The organism is Roseovarius sp. CAU 1744, assembly GCF_039839345.1.
Classification (GTDB): Bacteria; Pseudomonadota; Alphaproteobacteria; order Rhodobacterales; family Rhodobacteraceae; genus Roseovarius.
In genome coordinates this window covers 343,660-358,497 of record NZ_JBDOQV010000001.1, presented here as the reverse complement: position 1 = coordinate 358,497, position 14,838 = coordinate 343,660, and the positions used below count along the sequence as shown (strand labels likewise).

General features: G+C 63.2%; 12 protein-coding genes and 1 pseudogene. 2 read left to right on the top strand and 11 right to left on the bottom strand.

The window, feature by feature from the left end:
- Positions 1-87: 87 nt before the first annotated feature.
- From AAFO92_RS01800 to hemC, 3 genes are all read right to left on the bottom strand, one after another.
- On the bottom strand, positions 88-1,485 hold the full coding sequence (locus tag AAFO92_RS01800) for an aminotransferase class III-fold pyridoxal phosphate-dependent enzyme (RefSeq protein WP_347532821.1): 1,398 nt from the start codon (positions 1,483-1,485) through the stop codon (positions 88-90).
- Positions 1,486-1,720: 235 nt separating this feature from the next.
- Positions 1,721-2,572, bottom strand: coding sequence for a DMT family transporter (locus AAFO92_RS01795; protein WP_347532819.1), 852 nt, complete (start codon positions 2,570-2,572; stop codon positions 1,721-1,723).
- A gap of 15 nt (positions 2,573-2,587) precedes the next feature.
- Positions 2,588-3,547, bottom strand: coding sequence for a hydroxymethylbilane synthase (gene hemC / locus AAFO92_RS01790; protein ID WP_347532816.1), 960 nt, complete (start codon positions 3,545-3,547; stop codon positions 2,588-2,590).
- A gap of 96 nt (positions 3,548-3,643) precedes the next feature.
- Here hemC and hemE point away from each other — a divergent pair, with 96 nt between their 5' ends.
- Positions 3,644-4,678: a uroporphyrinogen decarboxylase gene (gene hemE, locus AAFO92_RS01785; RefSeq protein ID WP_347532815.1), complete on the top strand. Its 1,035-nt coding sequence runs from the start codon at positions 3,644-3,646 to the stop codon at positions 4,676-4,678.
- Positions 4,679-4,696: 18 nt separating this feature from the next.
- Here the strand turns inward: hemE and AAFO92_RS01780 are convergent, their stop codons facing one another.
- The 8 genes and pseudogenes from AAFO92_RS01780 to AAFO92_RS01745 form a co-directional block, all read right to left on the bottom strand.
- Positions 4,697-5,782, bottom strand: coding sequence for a Zn-dependent alcohol dehydrogenase (locus tag AAFO92_RS01780; protein WP_347532813.1), 1,086 nt, complete (start codon positions 5,780-5,782; stop codon positions 4,697-4,699).
- A 179-nt stretch (positions 5,783-5,961) separates the two neighbouring features.
- On the bottom strand, positions 5,962-7,107 hold the full coding sequence (locus AAFO92_RS01775; RefSeq protein WP_347532811.1) for an iron-containing alcohol dehydrogenase: 1,146 nt from the start codon (positions 7,105-7,107) through the stop codon (positions 5,962-5,964).
- Positions 7,104-8,495: pseudogene (locus tag AAFO92_RS01770) on the bottom strand (aldehyde dehydrogenase family protein); the annotation flags it as partial. The pseudogene AAFO92_RS01770 and the gene AAFO92_RS01775, both read right to left, overlap by 4 nt.
- Positions 8,496-8,557: 62 nt before the next feature.
- Positions 8,558-9,913: a glutamine synthetase family protein gene (locus tag AAFO92_RS01765; protein WP_347532810.1), complete on the bottom strand. Its 1,356-nt coding sequence runs from the start codon at positions 9,911-9,913 to the stop codon at positions 8,558-8,560.
- 111 nt (positions 9,914-10,024) lie between these two features.
- On the bottom strand, positions 10,025-11,059 hold the full coding sequence (locus AAFO92_RS01760) for a TRAP transporter substrate-binding protein (protein WP_347532809.1): 1,035 nt from the start codon (positions 11,057-11,059) through the stop codon (positions 10,025-10,027).
- Between the two features lie 48 nt (positions 11,060-11,107).
- Positions 11,108-12,433, bottom strand: a complete 1,326-nt coding sequence (locus tag AAFO92_RS01755) for a TRAP transporter large permease subunit (protein ID WP_347532807.1) — start codon at positions 12,431-12,433, stop codon at positions 11,108-11,110.
- Entirely contained in the window at positions 12,433-12,990 is a 558-nt protein-coding gene (locus AAFO92_RS01750; protein ID WP_347533349.1) for a TRAP transporter small permease subunit, read from the bottom strand. The genes AAFO92_RS01755 and AAFO92_RS01750 overlap by 1 nt, the downstream gene beginning before the upstream one ends.
- Before the next feature lie 34 nt (positions 12,991-13,024).
- Entirely contained in the window at positions 13,025-13,810 is a 786-nt protein-coding gene (locus AAFO92_RS01745) for an N-formylglutamate amidohydrolase (RefSeq protein WP_347532805.1), read from the bottom strand.
- A gap of 144 nt (positions 13,811-13,954) precedes the next feature.
- Between AAFO92_RS01745 and AAFO92_RS01740 the strand changes: the two genes are divergently transcribed.
- Complete coding sequence (locus AAFO92_RS01740; RefSeq protein WP_347532804.1) at positions 13,955-14,827, top strand: MurR/RpiR family transcriptional regulator; 873 nt, start codon at positions 13,955-13,957, stop codon at positions 14,825-14,827.
- The last annotated feature ends 11 nt before the right edge of the window (positions 14,828-14,838 follow it).

Genomic DNA, 14,838 nt, shown 5'->3' with positions numbered 1-14,838 from the left:
AGCGCAAGGTTCAATGGCCGCTCCGGGGTCGCGCCGCAGTTTCACCCACCCCAAGATTGCCGCCGCGGGGTGGGTGCCAATCGGCGTTTAGCCGAATACCTTGGTCAGCGCCTTGTCGGTCGCCGCGACGATTTCGTCGATGTCGTCCCTGGTGGCGATCAGCGCGGGGCTGTAGCAGAGCGTGTTGTTGAATCCCGGCAGCGAACGGTTTGTCACGCCGATGATCACGCCCTGCGCATTGCAGTCCGCCACGACGGCCTGCGCCAGTTTCTCGTCCACCGGTTCCTTGGTTGATCGGTCGGCCACCAGTTCGGCCCCCAGGAACAGGCCCTTGCCGCGCACCTCACCGATGACCTTGTGCTTGTCCTGAAGCGCCGCCAGCTGATCAAGCATGTAATCGCCCATCGCGACGGTGTTCTCGAGCAGGTTCTCCTCCTCGATGATGGTCATGTTCTCCAGCGCCGCCGCCGGACCGGCGGTGCAGCCGCCAAAGGTCGAGATATCGCGGAAATAATTCAGCGGATCGGCGGCGTCGTCGCGGAACAGTTCGAACACCTTCTCGTTGGTGACGCAGCAGGCAATCGCCGCATAGCCTGAGGCCACGCCCTTGGCCATGGTCACGAAATCGGGTTCGACACCATAATGCTGGTAGCCGAACCAGGTGCCGGTGCGACCGACACCGCAGACGACCTCGTCGATATGCAGCAGGATGTCGTATTTGCGGCAAATCTCCTGCACGCGCGGCCAGTAGCCCTCGGGCGGGACAATCACGCCGCCCCCAGCCGTCACCGGCTCAAGGCAGAGCGCACCCACCGTGTCGGGGCCTTCGCGCAGGATCACCTCTTCGATCGCGTTGGCGGCGGCAATCCCGTATTCCTCACCGCTCAGATCCCATTGGGCGCGGTATTCCAGGCAATGCGGCACCTCGACGAAACCCGGCGTATAGGGGCCGTATTGGGCGCCGCGCTCGGGCTGACCACCGGCCGACAGCGCGGTGATGGTGGTGCCGTGGTAATCGCGTTCGCGGAAAAGGATCTTGTGCTTCTTGCCGCCGTAGCGCTTGTGCGCGATCTGGCGGACCATCTTGAACGCCTTCTCGTTCGCCTCGGATCCCGAGTTGGTATAGTAGACACGGCTCAGTCCCGGCATCTTCGAAATCAGCTTTTCCGAGAACATCGCGCCGGGGATCGACCCGGCGGAACCTGCGAAATAGGGCAGCTTGATCAGCTGGTCGCGCACGGCATTGGCGATCCGCTCGCGGCCATAGCCCACGTTCACCGTCCAGACCCCGCCCGAGACCGCATCGAGATGCTCCTTGCCCTTCTGATCCCAGACGCGCATCCCGCGGCCTTCGACGATGATCCGCGGATCGGATTTCGGATCAGGCCCGGTGAAGGGTTGGTGCTGGATCAGGTGGTGCCAGACATGGGCGCGGTCGGCCTCCACGATCTTGCTGATGTCATTGTCCAGAACTTTGCCGTCCATGTCGGTTCTCCATCGGTTAAAGCCCGGGGGGAAGCCCGGGCCAAAATTCACAGGGGCGCGAACGCCGCTTTTCCAATTGATATCAGTGGTCAGAATCGCGATTTCTGATAGGGCCAGTTGGAAGGTTTGTTTAGCGCCAGAATCGCGTGAAGAACAGCCCGTTCACGCGCAAACTACTGTTAACTAAAGCGAAGAAGGCGGTTGCAGATCGCGCGCCCGTGGCAAGTGGAGCTTATCAAAGATGGCGTGCAAACCTCAGCAGGACGGCGCCTGCCAAGGTCAGCATGGTTGACAGAAGCTTGACCAGGTCAAGACGCTCCCTGAGCAAGAATACTCCGATCAACAGCGCGAAAATGATGCTGGTTTCGCGCAACGCCGTGACCAGGGCAATCGGCGCCTTGGTGAAGGCCCAGATAACCAGCGCGAAGGCGACAAACGACGCGCTGCCGCCCACCAGTCCGCGCAATTTCTGCGTGGCCAGCGCCTCGCGCACGATCTGCGGCCGCCAGAACAGCATCGAGGTGGTGAACCCGATGGTCGAGCCGACGGCCAGCCAGCCATAGAACCCGACGGGCGACCCAGAGACCCGCGCGCCCAGCCCGTCGACCAGCGAATAGGCGGCGATGAAACATCCGGTCAGCAGCGCAAGTCCCGCCGCCTCGAGGTTGCGCTGCCCCCCGTGACGGCGCACCAGCGCCAGGCTGAGAATGCCAATGCCGATGGTGGTGACGCCAAGGATTTCCGGCAGCACCAGGTCGACGCCCAGAAACCCCACGGAAACGGCCGCCACGATCAATGGTGCCACACCCCGCGCGATGGGATAGACCTGACTGAGATCACCGATCCGGTAGGACAGGGTCAGAAACACCTGATAACCCAGGTGCAGCGCCACCCCGGCCAGAAGGTAGGGCAGACATTCGATGGCGGGCGGCGGAAACGCCATGATCGCGATCACGGCCAAGGGCGCCTGCCCCATCATGACCGCGCTCATCCCCACGAATTTGTCCGCGCCCGATTTCAGCAGGGCATTCCAGAACGCATGCAGCAGCGCTGCCCCGATCACCACGAGGAAGACGGTCATCGTCATCGCCGCCGGATCCGATCACAGACGCCAGTCAAAGAACCCATCCCCGGCTTCGTTCAAGAGTGTCGCGGCCATTGCCCGGCCCAGTTCGGCGCCGTCCTCGATGGGCGCGGTGCGGTCATCGCTCAGGCTCTCGCTGCCATCGGGGCGCAGGATTTCACCGCGCAACCGCAGGGTACCGCCCGCAAGGTCCGCCAACCCGGCAATCGGGGTTTCGCAGGAACCGTCCAGCGCGGCCAGAAAGGCGCGTTCGGCGGCAAGGCGCTGCCCGGTCTCAACATCATGGATCGCCGACAGCATTTCGGCGGCGCGGTGGTCAGCCTGCCGCCTTTCGATGCCGATGGCCCCTTGCGCCACCGCGGGCAGCATCTCGTCCGGCTCGATCGCAGCGGTCGCGACCTCGGCTTGGCCCAGCCGGTTCAGCCCGGCCATCGCAAGGAAGGTTCCGGCCGCCACGCCATCCTCCAGTTTCTTCAGCCGGGTCTGCACGTTGCCCCGGAATTCGACCACCTGCAGATGCGGATTGGCCACCAGAACCTGGGCCTTGCGCCGCAGCGATGACGTGCCGACCTTGGCCCCTTCGGCCAGATCGCCCAGCGACTTCACCGAGGGCGAGACAAACGCGTCGCGCACATCCTCGCGGGGCAGGTAGCAGTCAATCACCAAACCGGCCGGCTGCAGCACCGGCATGTCCTTCATCGAATGTATCGCGATGTCGATGGCAGCCGATGATAGCGCCTCTTCGATCTCGCGCGTGAAAAGCCCCTTGCCGCCGATCTCCTTCAGCGGACGGTCCGCGTCGATCATGGCGCGGTTGTCGCCCGTGGTCTTGATCACCACGATCTCGAACGCCTCCCCCGGCAGATCAAATGCCGCCGACAGGCGGTCGCGCGTTTCATATGCCTGCGCCAGCGCCAGCGGAGAGCCGCGCGTACCCAGTTTCATCGGTTGTGCCGGGGAGGGAAGGTTCAACGTCATGGGCATGGTCTAGCCCCCGGTTTCGGGTGTTGCAAGACAGACCGGTTGACATCCCCCGCCGTCGGGGCGACGACACGCTGACAACGGAGGAATGGCATGGCCGGGCAAAAGACAATTCTGAGGGCGCTAGCGGGTGAGGTACAGGATGTACCGCCGATCTGGATGATGCGGCAGGCAGGCCGCTACCTGCCCGAATACCGCGCCACCCGGGCCGAGGCCGGTGACTTCCTGTCGCTGTGCTACAACAGCGATCTGGCAACCGAGGTGACGCTGCAGCCCATTCGCCGCTACGGGTTCGATGCGGCGATCCTGTTTGCCGATATCCTGCTGGTGCCGCAGGCGCTTGGCGCCGATCTGTGGTTCGTCACCGGCGAAGGGCCCCGGCTGTCGACGATCACGGATCAGGCCGGTGTTGATGGGCTGAAACCCACCGCAGAAATTCACGAAACGCTGGCACCGGTCTATCAGACCGTGCGCAACCTTTCCCGCGCCCTCCCCGCCGAGACGACGTTGATCGGCTTTGCCGGCGCGCCCTGGACCGTTGCCACCTACATGATCGCCGGGCGCGGCACCCCCGATCAGGGGCCGGCCCATGCGCTCAAGACAGGGAACCGCGCGGTGTTCGAGGCCCTGTTGGAGCGGATCACCGAGGCGACGATCGAATACCTTTCTGCCCAGATTGACGCCGGGGCCGAGGTGGTCAAGGTTTTCGACAGCTGGGCCGGATCGCTCAGGGGTGAGGATTTCGACAGATACGCCACCGCCCCGGCCCGGCAGATCATCGCCGCGCTCAAGACCCGGCATCCCGGCATCCCGGTCATCGCCTTCCCGCGCGAGGCCGGCGACAAATACGTGGGTTTTCACGCGGCCACGGGGGCCGATTGCGTGGCGCTGGACAATTCGGTCAGCCCCGATTGGGCGGCGGAACAGGTGCAGAAGGACGGCTGCGTGCAGGGCAACCTGGCCGCGTCCCACATGGTCACCGGCGGCGAGGCGCTGGTGACCGAGACCCGCGCGATCGTCAAGGCGTTCCGCAAGGGGCCGCATATCTTCAACCTGGGGCACGGGATCACGCCGGATGCGGACCCTGACAACGTGCAGCGCATGATCGACGCGGTGCGCGGCGGCTGACGCCCCCGCCGCCGCGGCCTATTTCAGCAAGATCACGTTGCGGCGGGCACCGCCGGATTTCGTGTCCGCGATGGCCTCGTTGATCTGCTCAAGGCGCCAGCGGTTCGAGATCAGCTCGTCCAGCTTCAGTCGGCCCTGTCGGTACAGGTCGATCATCCACGGGATGTCGCGGCGGATCACGGTATCCCCCATCTTCGACCCGATCATACCCTGCCCGGTCGCCGCGAAATTGACCGGCTCATAGCTTGAGGCGGCGCCGGTATGGGGCATGCCCACCATGATAACGCGGCCGCCGCCGGCCAGGTAACGCGGCGCCTGGTCATAGGCCGGGATCGCACCGACGGTGACGATCACCGCATCGGCCCCGCGCCCGATCGCCTTCTTCGCGGCGCGCCAGGGTTTTTCCGCCGTGGCCAGCACGCCGTCGGTCGCGCCGAAATCAATCGCGGTATCCAACTTGTCCTCGCTCATGTCCACGGCCACGATCCGGCGGGCACCTGCAATGCGCGCGCCCTGAATGGCATTGAGCCCCACGCCGCCCGCGCCGATCACCACCACGTCCTGCCCGGCGCGCAGCCCGGCGGCATTGACCACGGCCCCCACCCCGGTGATGACCCCGCAGGACAGCAGGCAGGCGGTATCCATCGCCATGTCATCGGGGATCTTCACCACCTGGCTCTGATCGACGACAACCTTTTCGGCAAAGGCCCCGCAGGCCATCGCCTGGTGCAGCTTGCCACCGTCAGTCAGCGTCAGCGGTCCAAGATCACCGTCATAGGGCGTTTCGCAGGTGGTCGGCTTGCCCGCACCGCAGCTGGGGCAATGCCCGCAGGCCCGGATCAGTGTCACCACCACCGCATCGCCCGGCGCGATGCCGGCGACACCGGGGCCGACCGCACCGACGCGCCCGGCCGCCTCGTGGCCATAAACGGCCGGCAAAGACCCACCCCAGCCGCCTTCGGCATAGCTGATATCCGAATGGCAGATCGCAACCGCCTCTAGGTCGACCTGAACCTCACCCTGTTCAGGTGCACGCAGATGAACATCCTGGATCACCAGCGGTTGCCCGAACTCGACGCAGACGGCGGCCTTGATGGTGTGCATGTGTGTCTCCAACCAGTGGTCACCGAAGCAAGACCCGGATTCGCCGGGCTGCGCAAGGCGGAAGTTGCCATATGCCCTTTGACCACCGCCGCTCTCAGGCGTGCGGCGCGCGCGGGCCGGTACCGGTCTGAAGACGGCAGTCGCGCGGCGGGCTGAGGCGCCCGCCGCACCGCCGGTTCTCAGATCACCGCCCGGTAGAGCCCGGTCAGGTTTTCCAGCGTCAGTTTCACCGGGTTGCCGCCACAGGACGGATCCTCCAGCGCCATCGCAGCCAGTTCGTCGATCCGGTCCTCGCCCGCGCCCATGTCACGCAGCTTGCGGGGGATACCGAGGCTGTCATTGAAGTCCTGCACAAAAGCGCAGAAGCCATCGAAGCCGCCAGAAATCCCCAGGTAGGGTGCGGCCAGGTCAAACCGGTCACGGATGGCGTCGGCATTAAACGCCAGCACCGCGGGCATGCAAACCGCGTTGGTGGTGCCGTGATGGGTGTTGTATATCGCTCCGATCGGGTGGCTCAGCGCATGGATCGCACCCAGCCCCTTCTGGAACGCCGTGGCGCCCATCGCCGCCGCGCTCATCATGTTGGCGCGGGCCTTGATATCGGTTCCGTCCGCATAGGCGCGGGGCAGGTTGTCGATCACCAGCCGCATCCCTTCCAGCGCAATCCCCTGGGACATCGGGTGGTAATGCGGGCTGCTGAACGCCTCGACACAATGGGCAAAGGCATCAAGCCCGGTGCCGGCGGTGATGAATTTCGGCATCCCGACCGTCAGCTCCGGGTCGCAGATCACGACCGAGGGCAGCACCTTGGGGTGAAAGATGATCTTTTTCACATGGGTGTCCGAATTGGTGATCACCGATGCACGCCCCACTTCCGATCCGGTCCCCGCCGTGGTCGGCACCGCCACGATGGGCGCGATGGCATCGGCATCGGCGCGTGTCCACCAGTCGCCGATATCTTCGAAATCCCAGACGGGCCGTGTCTGACCCACCATGAAGGCCACCATCTTGCCCAAGTCCAGCCCCGAGCCGCCGCCGAACGCGATCACCCCGTCATGACCCCCGGCCTTGTAGGCCGCGACGCCGGCATCCAGGTTCTTCTCGTTCGGGTTCGGGTCCACATCACTGAACATGCCGCGGCCCAGCCCGGCGGTCTCCATGATGTCCAGCGTGGACTGCGTGACCGGCAGATCGGCCAGCCCCTTGTCAGTGACCAGAAGCGGTTTGCTGATGCCCGCCGCCGCACAGGCGTCAGGCAGTTCGTTGATCCGGCCAGCGCCGAATTTCATTGCGGTCGGGTACGACCAGTTTCCCGTCAGGCTCATGATGTCACCTTTTTCAGATGGTAGGATTTGGGACGTGTCAGATTGTGATAGCCGATGACCGACAGGCCGCCACCGCGGCCGGTATCCTTGCAGCCGGTCCAGCACAGACCCGGATCAAGGTAATCGGCCCGGTTCATGAAGACGGTGCCGGTCTCGATCCGGTCGCCCACGCGCGCAGCCCGCGTCAGATCGCGCGTCCACAGGCTTGCGGTGAGGCCGAACTGGCTGTCATTCATCAGCCGCACCGCCTCGTCATCGTCCTTGACCGGCATGATGCCGACGACGGGGCCGAAGCTTTCATCGCGCATCACCCGCATGTCATGGGTCACGTTGGTCAGGATCTGCGGCGTCAGGTAGGCCGCGCCGTCATCCGCGGCGAATGTCTCGATATGGGCCTTTGCACCATCGGCCAAAGCCTCGTCGATCTGGGCGCGCACTTCCTCGGCGAAACGCACATTGGCCATCGGGCCGATCGTGGTGTCCTTGTCCAGCGGATTGCCCAGCTTGTAGCCCTTCACGATCGCCACCGCCTTTTCGACGAACGCATCGAACAGACCCTCCTGCACATAGATGCGCTCAATCCCGCAACAGCACTGGCCTGAGTTGAACATCGCCCCGTCGATCAGCGTGTCCACCGCCGCATCCAGGTCGGCGTCGTCCATCACGTAACCCGGATCCTTGCCGCCAAGCTCCGTACCGACCCCCGTGAAGGTGCCCGCCGCGGCGCGTTCCATCGCGCGACCGCCCCCGACCGAGCCGGTGAAGTTGACAAAATCAAACGCCCGGCGCGCGATCAGCTCGGAAGTGGTGTCATGGTCCAAGAAAACGTTCTGAAACACGTCCTCGGGCACGCCGGCCGCATGGAAGGCCTGCGCCATCCTCTCGCCCACCAGCAGGGTCTGCGTGGCATGTTTCAGGATCACCGTGTTCCCGGCAATCAGCGCCGGCGCGACGGTGTTGATCGCCGTCATATAGGGATAGTTCCAGGGGGCGACGACGAAGACAACGCCTTGGGGAACGCGTTTTATGTATCGTCTGAAACTCTCGTCCTCGCCCACCTGGATATCGGCCAGCGCCTCGGCAGCAATCTGGCCCATATGGGTCGCACGCTCATTGAACCCGCCGAATTCCCCGCCATAGCGGACAGGCCGGCCCATCATCCACGCCAGTTCCGGCACGATCTCGTCATTCATCGCGCCCACGGCGGCGACGCCCGCCATCACGAGGTCGATCCGCTCCTGCAGCGGCCGCGCCGCCCAGGCCACCTGCGCCGTCCGCGCAGCATCCGCCGCCGCCATCGCCGCGTCCCGCGACAACACCGCGCGTTCCGCAAGAACCGATCCGTCGATCGGTGAGATACATTTCAAATTCTGACCCATGCCATCCTCATCGCACCACCGGGGGTCACCGCCCCCTTTTCATCTTGCCCAAAATACTCCCGCCGGAGGCGTCAAGCCCGCTCGAACCCGCGCGCCACCTCGTAATCGGTCACCACCCGGTCGAAATCCTCGATCTCGACCTCCGCCGCGCGCACGTAATGGTCCACCACATCGTCGCCCATCGCCGCCCGCAGCATCGCCGAGCCCTTCAGCGTCCCCATCGCGTCGCGCAGGGTGTGCGGGATCATGCCGGTATCGCCCTCATAGGCGTCGCCCCTGGCGGGCGCCTGCAGATCCAGACCCTCTTCGATCCCGGCGATCCCGGCGGCCAGCATCGCCGCACAGGCCAGATAGGGGTTCATGTCGGAGCCGGGGATGCGGCATTCCACCCGGATCGCCTTGGTGCCGTCACCGCATAGCCGGTAGCCCGCCGTGCGATTGTCAACCGACCAGATGATACGGGTCGGCGCAAAGCTGCCCTTCTGAAAGCGTTTGTAGCTGTTGATATAGGGCGCCATGAAACAGGTATAGTCGGGCGCGTATTTCAACAGCCCGGCCATGTAGTTCTTCATCAGTGCCGACATGCCCAGCTTGTCATCCGCGTCGTAGAAGGCAGGCTTGCCGCCCTGCCACAGCGACTGGTGCACATGGGACGAGCTGCCGACCTTGTCGTGATGCCATTTCGGCAGGAATGTCGCCGCGTGGCCGTGCTGAAAGGCAATCTCCTTCACGCCGTGCTTGGCGATCGTGTGATGATCCGCCGTGTCCAGCGCCGCGGCATATTTGATGTTCAGCTCTTCCTGCCCGGTCTCGGCCTCGCCCTTGGAGTTTTCCACCGGGATGCCCGCCGCAAAGAGGTGATTGCGGATGGGCCGCATCACGTGTTCTTCCTTGGTGGTCTGCAGGATCGCGTAATCCTCGTTATAGCCCGAAATGGGCTGCAGATCGCGGAATTTCTCCTTGCGGATCTGATCGAAGCTCTTCTCGAACAGGAAAAATTCCAGCTCGGTTGCCATCATCGCGTCGTAACCCATCGCCTCAAGCCGCTTCAGCTGCTTTTTCAGAACCGCGCGCGGGGAATGCGGCACATCTTCGTGGGTGTGGTGATCCAGCACATCGCAGAGCACCATCACCGTGCCCTCCAGCCACGGGACGGGGCGCAGCGTGCCCAGGTCGGGCTTCATCACGTAATCGCCATAGCCAGACTGCCAGCTGGTCGAGGCATAGCCATCGGGTGTCGCCATCTCAAGATCCGTCGCCAGCAGGTAATTGCAGCAATGGGTCTCTTCCCAGGCGCTGTTCACGAAATGCGCTGCGTGAAAGCGTTTGCCCATCAGCCGTCCCTGCATGTCCACCAGGCACGCAAGAACCGTGTCGACCTCCCCGGCGGCGGTTCTCGCTTTCAGTTCCTCGAAACTCAGTACCATTTTCCGGTCTATCCTTCTGGCGCGCAAAATTCAGTTCAAGAATTCTGGCAATTTCCGTCGCAAAGAATGTTCCCCGAGCTTCGCGCCCGGGGAACGGAACAGCTGTCGCGTTCAGCCGTAGCGATAGGGCCGTCCGGCCTTCTGCATGTCGGCATTGTACTGTTTGAAGATCTCGACAACCTTCGCCTTGGTCTCGGACTCGGCTGCGATCTCATCCCAGAAGGTCAGCGCGGCATCCTCGACCTGCTGCCACTCGGCGTCGGGGATCGAGGTCAGCTCCATCTTGGTGCCGTTGACGCGCAGGCTGGCCTCGCCGCCCCAGTACCACCACTGGCGATAGTAATGCGACTGGTCACAGCAGACGCGGAACAGGGTCTGCAGGTCTTCGGGCAGCTCTTCCCAACGGCCCTGATTGGCAAAGAACGACCCGGCCCAGGCGCCAGAGATGTTGTTGGTCAGGAAGTAGTTGGTCACGTCGGCCCAACCCACGGTATAGTCCTCGGTAATGCCTGACCAGGCGATGCCGTCCAGCTCGCCGGTCTGCACTGCCACCTCGATATCCTCCCAGGGCAGCGTGACCGGCACGACGCCGAACTGGCTCAGGAACCGTCCCGCCGTCGGGAAGGTAAAGACGCGCTTGCCCTTGAGGTCTTCAAGGCTGTTGATCGGATCCTTGGTGGCGAAATGGCAGGGATCCCAGGCGCCGGCGCTGATATGCTTGATGCCGACCTTGGAATATTCCGCGTCCCAGATCTCGTTCAGGCCGTACTGGTTGAACAGCACCGGCACGTCCAGCGAATAGCGCGAGGCGAAGGGGAAATAACCGCCGAAGACGGTTACCTCGGTGGGCGACGCCATCGAGTCGTCATCCGACTGCACCGCGTCGATCGTGCCGCTCTGCATGGCGCGGAACAGCTCTCCGGTGGGCACCAGCTGATCAGCAAAGAACAGTTCGATCTGCATCCGGTCGCCGGCGATCTTGTTGAACATGTCGATGGCGGGTTTGACCACGTGTTCGGCCAGTGCGGGACCGGCATAGGTCTGCATCCGCCATTGAATGGTGGATTGCGCCAGTGCCGGCGTGGCCAGCGGGGCGGCCATCGCGCCGACGCCGGCGGTTTTCAGAAACTTACGTCTTGTCGTCATAATCTTCTCTCCTTGATGTTACATGGCCCCCGGACGGGGCTCTTCTGGTTATTTTCCGTACACGTATTCCGGCAGCCACAGGGCAATCTGCGGAAAGATCATCACCAGTGACAGCGCCAGCGCCATGACCAGCACAAAGGGAATGATCGACACATAGATGTCGCGCAGGCCAATCTCGGGCGGGGCCATGGCGCGCATCAGAAACAGGTTATAACCGAAAGGCGGGGTCATATAGGCGATCTGCGTGGTGATGGTGTAGAGCACACCATACCAGATCAGGTCGAAGCCAAGCGCACCGACCAGCGGCACGTAGAGCGGCGCCACGATCACCAGCATCGCCGTATCGTCCAGGAACGTCCCCATGATGATGAAGCTGAGCTGCATCAGGATCAGGATCATCCACGGGCCAAGACCCAGCTGTTCGGTGAACAGGCTTTCGATCGCATTGACCGCGCCCAGCCCGTCGAAGATCGCGCCGAATCCGAGCGCGGCCAGGATGATCCACATGAACATGCAGGAGATGCCCAGCGTATTGCGCACGCTGTTCTCGAAGACTTCCCTGGTCATCCGCCCCTTCAGTACCGCCGCCAGGAACGCCGTCATCGCGCCGATGGCCGAGCTTTCGACAAGGCTGGTATAGCCCTTGACGAAGGGCACCATCATCGACGCGAAGATCACCAGCGGCAGCAGGCCCGCCCGCAGCAGGCGCAGTTTCTCGGCCCAGGTGATCTCGCGCCGCTCGTCTTCGGGCAGGACCGGACCAAGATGCGGCTGCACCCGGCAGCGGATATAGATGTAGAGGATGAACATCCCGGCCATCATCAGCCCCGGCAGGATCCCGGCCAGCCAGAGCTGCCCGACAGGCTGCCGGGCGATCATGGCATAAAGCACCAGAACGACCGAAGGCGGCACGAGGATACCCAGGCTCGACCCGGCCTGGATGACGCCAGTGACCATGATCTTGTCATAGCCCCGGCGCAGCAGTTCCGGCAGGGCGATCGTGGCGCCGATGGCCATGCCTGCGACCGACAGGCCGTTCATCGCCGAAATCAGTACCATCAGCCCGATCGTGCCGATCGCCAGCCCGCCGCGCACCGGTCCCATCCAGACATGGAACATCTTGTAAAGGTCATCGGCAATGCGGCTTTCGCTGAGGACATAGCCCATGAAGATGAACATCGGCAGCGTCAGCAGCGGATACCATTTCATCAGCTTCATCGCTGCCGTGAACGGTATCTCGACGCCGTTGTTCCAGCCCAGGAACACTGCCGCCGCAGCACCGACGAATCCGATGGCGCCGAACACGCGCTGCCCGGTCATCAGCATCAGCATCATTCCCGAGAACAGGAGTATCGCGATCAGATCCTGCGACATCAGATCTCTACCCCGCGCAACCGGCCAATGTCGCGGAAGAACTCAGCCGTACACTGCAACAACATGAGGAACACGCCGACACACAGGATCAGCTTGACCGGCCAGGCATAGGGGCGCCACGCGGTGGATGACCGCTCCATGAAGCCCAGTTTTTCCTGCGCCGCCGAGAAACCTTCGGTGAAGAACGCACCCAGAAGCTCGCGGAAGAAATCAAAGCTGGTCATGTCGTAGGGCGCGCCCAGAGAATAGGCCAGTGAGTTGATGCCGCCATAGAGGAGCACTCCGAGATAGAAGATCAGGAAAAAGATGGTGAACGCGTCGACCCAGGCCTTGGTCCTGAGGGACCAGCTGCCATAGAACAGATCCATCCGCACATTCGATCCCAGCTGGATCGAGTAGGGTCCGCCCAGGACGTAATAGGCGACCATGATGAACTGGGCGGTTTCCAGCGTCCAAAGCGACGGCGTAAACACCGCCTTGGAGATCGACGACCAGAGCAGCACGCCCACGAGCACAAAGATCAGATACATCGTGATCCGCCCGATAAAGCGGTTCATCGCGTCGATGCGGCGAACATAACCGTGGACGAAATCAGGCACGCGCCACTCCTTCTGCCGGTATGGCGTCCAGGGCGGGCTGCAGCAGGGCCAACAACTCATCCGCGATGGCCTGCTCGTCCTGCGCCTTCCGAAGCAGGTCATTGCGCACTTCGATCATGACATTTGCCAGCCCGTTTGCCTGACCATGGATGCGCAGCGAATGGGTGACGCCATCGGCAGGCCCATAGGGTTCGTTCCGCTCGATCCGGCGATGCGGCAGCAGAGGCGCATTGGCCAGCATGGCATCGGCCAGACGGCTATCGTCATCATGCAGAACGCCGATCTCGACCGTGCGGTGCACGCCGAAATAGACCGGCGTGAAGCTGTGGATCGTGACCAATGCCGTGGGCAGGCCGGCAGATTTGCGGGCATGGATCACTTCGGTCACTTTTGCACAGAACGGACGATAGACCGTCGCGACCCGCTCGTCGACCGCAGCGCGCGACAGGTCGCGATTGCCGGGAATGTCGTATTTTTCGGACCGCTCCGGCATGGCTGACGGCGCCTCGGGCGGGCGGTTGCAATCATAGACCAGCCGCGACACGCACGAGGCGACCATCGGCGCATCCAGCGCCGCCGACATCAACGCGCCCACAGCGCGCGCACCGGGATCCCAGGCGGCATGACTGGTCTGCACTTCGGGCGCCAGGCCCAGGTTTTCGTAACGGGCGGGGATGTGGTTCGAGGCATGTTCACACAGGATCAGGACCGCGCCCGCCCCCTGCGGGTTCAGCACTTCGACCGCTTGTGTTGTGTCGGTGGCCTGACCGCCTGACATCCCCGTCCCCCTGCTTGCTGGAAATATCTTTTCGCAACGCAGATAATGTGTCAATATATTTTCAAACGGTTTTTGCCCGTGGTGAAATATTTTCAGCGGGCAACAATCCGGACGCGTCATCGCGTCCAAAGTCGGGGAGCGCAATTGACCAAACCAACGGCTACCGTGCGGGAACTGATCCGCGAACATTATGCGGCGCTGACACAGTCCGAGCGCAAATTCGCGAATTGCCTGCTCGAGAATTATCCTGCCGCGGGGCTGGCCTCGATCACCATCGTCGCGGAAAATGCTGGCGTATCAACGCCCACGGTGGCCCGGATGGTGCAGAAGCTGGGCTTCAAGGGGTATCCGCATTTCCACAAATCCCTGCTGAAAGAACTTCAGGCCAAGGTCTCGGGACCTACCCAACGCCGGGACAACTGGGCCAGCGACGCCCCCGAAACCCACATGCTCAACCGGTTTTCGCAGGCAGTCACCCAGAACCTTGAACAAACCTTCTCGAACGTCGACACCGACAGGTTCGACGCCGCGGTCAAGCGGCTGGCGGATACCAATGGCCGGCTCTACGTGGTCGGGGGCCGAATCACGCGCGCGCTGGCGGATTACGCCTTTACCCATTTCCAGGCGATCCGGCAGCGGGTGACCCACATGACATCATCCTCGGCCACCTGGCCGCATTACGTGCTGGACATGGTCGAGGGTGATACCCTGCTGATGTTCGATGTGCGCCGCTACGAGACCAACCTGCAGAACCTGGCCAAACTGGCGGCCGCGCGCGGGGTCACGGTCATCCTGATCACCGATCAATGGGCGTCACCGGTGGCCGCACAGGCAGAGTTCACCTTCAACTGCTGGGTGGAGATCCCCTCGGCCTGGGATTCCAACATCTCGACGATGATGCTGCTTGAGGCCCTGATCGCCGCCACGCAGGAGGAAAAATGGCCCGAGACCCGCGACCGCTACGAGCGGTTGGATGAGCTATTCGACGTAACCCGCCTGTTCCGGAAATTCAGCTGACCCGGTCGCGC

Excerpts from the sequence above, each read along its gene's own strand:
- AAFO92_RS01800 (WP_347532821.1), bottom strand. The coding sequence starts at position 1,485 with ATGGACGGCAAAGTTCTGGACAATGACATCAGCAAGATCGTGGAGGCC.
- AAFO92_RS01795 (WP_347532819.1), bottom strand. The coding sequence starts at position 2,572 with ATGACGATGACCGTCTTCCTCGTGGTGATCGGGGCAGCGCTGCTGCAT.
- AAFO92_RS01760 (WP_347532809.1), bottom strand. The coding sequence starts at position 11,059 with ATGACGACAAGACGTAAGTTTCTGAAAACCGCCGGCGTCGGCGCGATG.
- AAFO92_RS01755 (WP_347532807.1), bottom strand. The coding sequence starts at position 12,433 with ATGTCGCAGGATCTGATCGCGATACTCCTGTTCTCGGGAATGATGCTG.
- hemC (WP_347532816.1), bottom strand. The coding sequence starts at position 3,547 with ATGACGTTGAACCTTCCCTCCCCGGCACAACCGATGAAACTGGGTACG.
- AAFO92_RS01745 (WP_347532805.1), bottom strand. The coding sequence starts at position 13,810 with ATGTCAGGCGGTCAGGCCACCGACACAACACAAGCGGTCGAAGTGCTG.
- hemE (WP_347532815.1), top strand. The coding sequence starts at position 3,644 with ATGGCCGGGCAAAAGACAATTCTGAGGGCGCTAGCGGGTGAGGTACAG.
- AAFO92_RS01750 (WP_347533349.1), bottom strand. The coding sequence starts at position 12,990 with ATGAACCGCTTTATCGGGCGGATCACGATGTATCTGATCTTTGTGCTC.
- AAFO92_RS01780 (WP_347532813.1), bottom strand. The coding sequence starts at position 5,782 with ATGCACACCATCAAGGCCGCCGTCTGCGTCGAGTTCGGGCAACCGCTG.
- AAFO92_RS01775 (WP_347532811.1), bottom strand. The coding sequence starts at position 7,107 with ATGAGCCTGACGGGAAACTGGTCGTACCCGACCGCAATGAAATTCGGC.
- AAFO92_RS01765 (WP_347532810.1), bottom strand. The coding sequence starts at position 9,913 with ATGGTACTGAGTTTCGAGGAACTGAAAGCGAGAACCGCCGCCGGGGAG.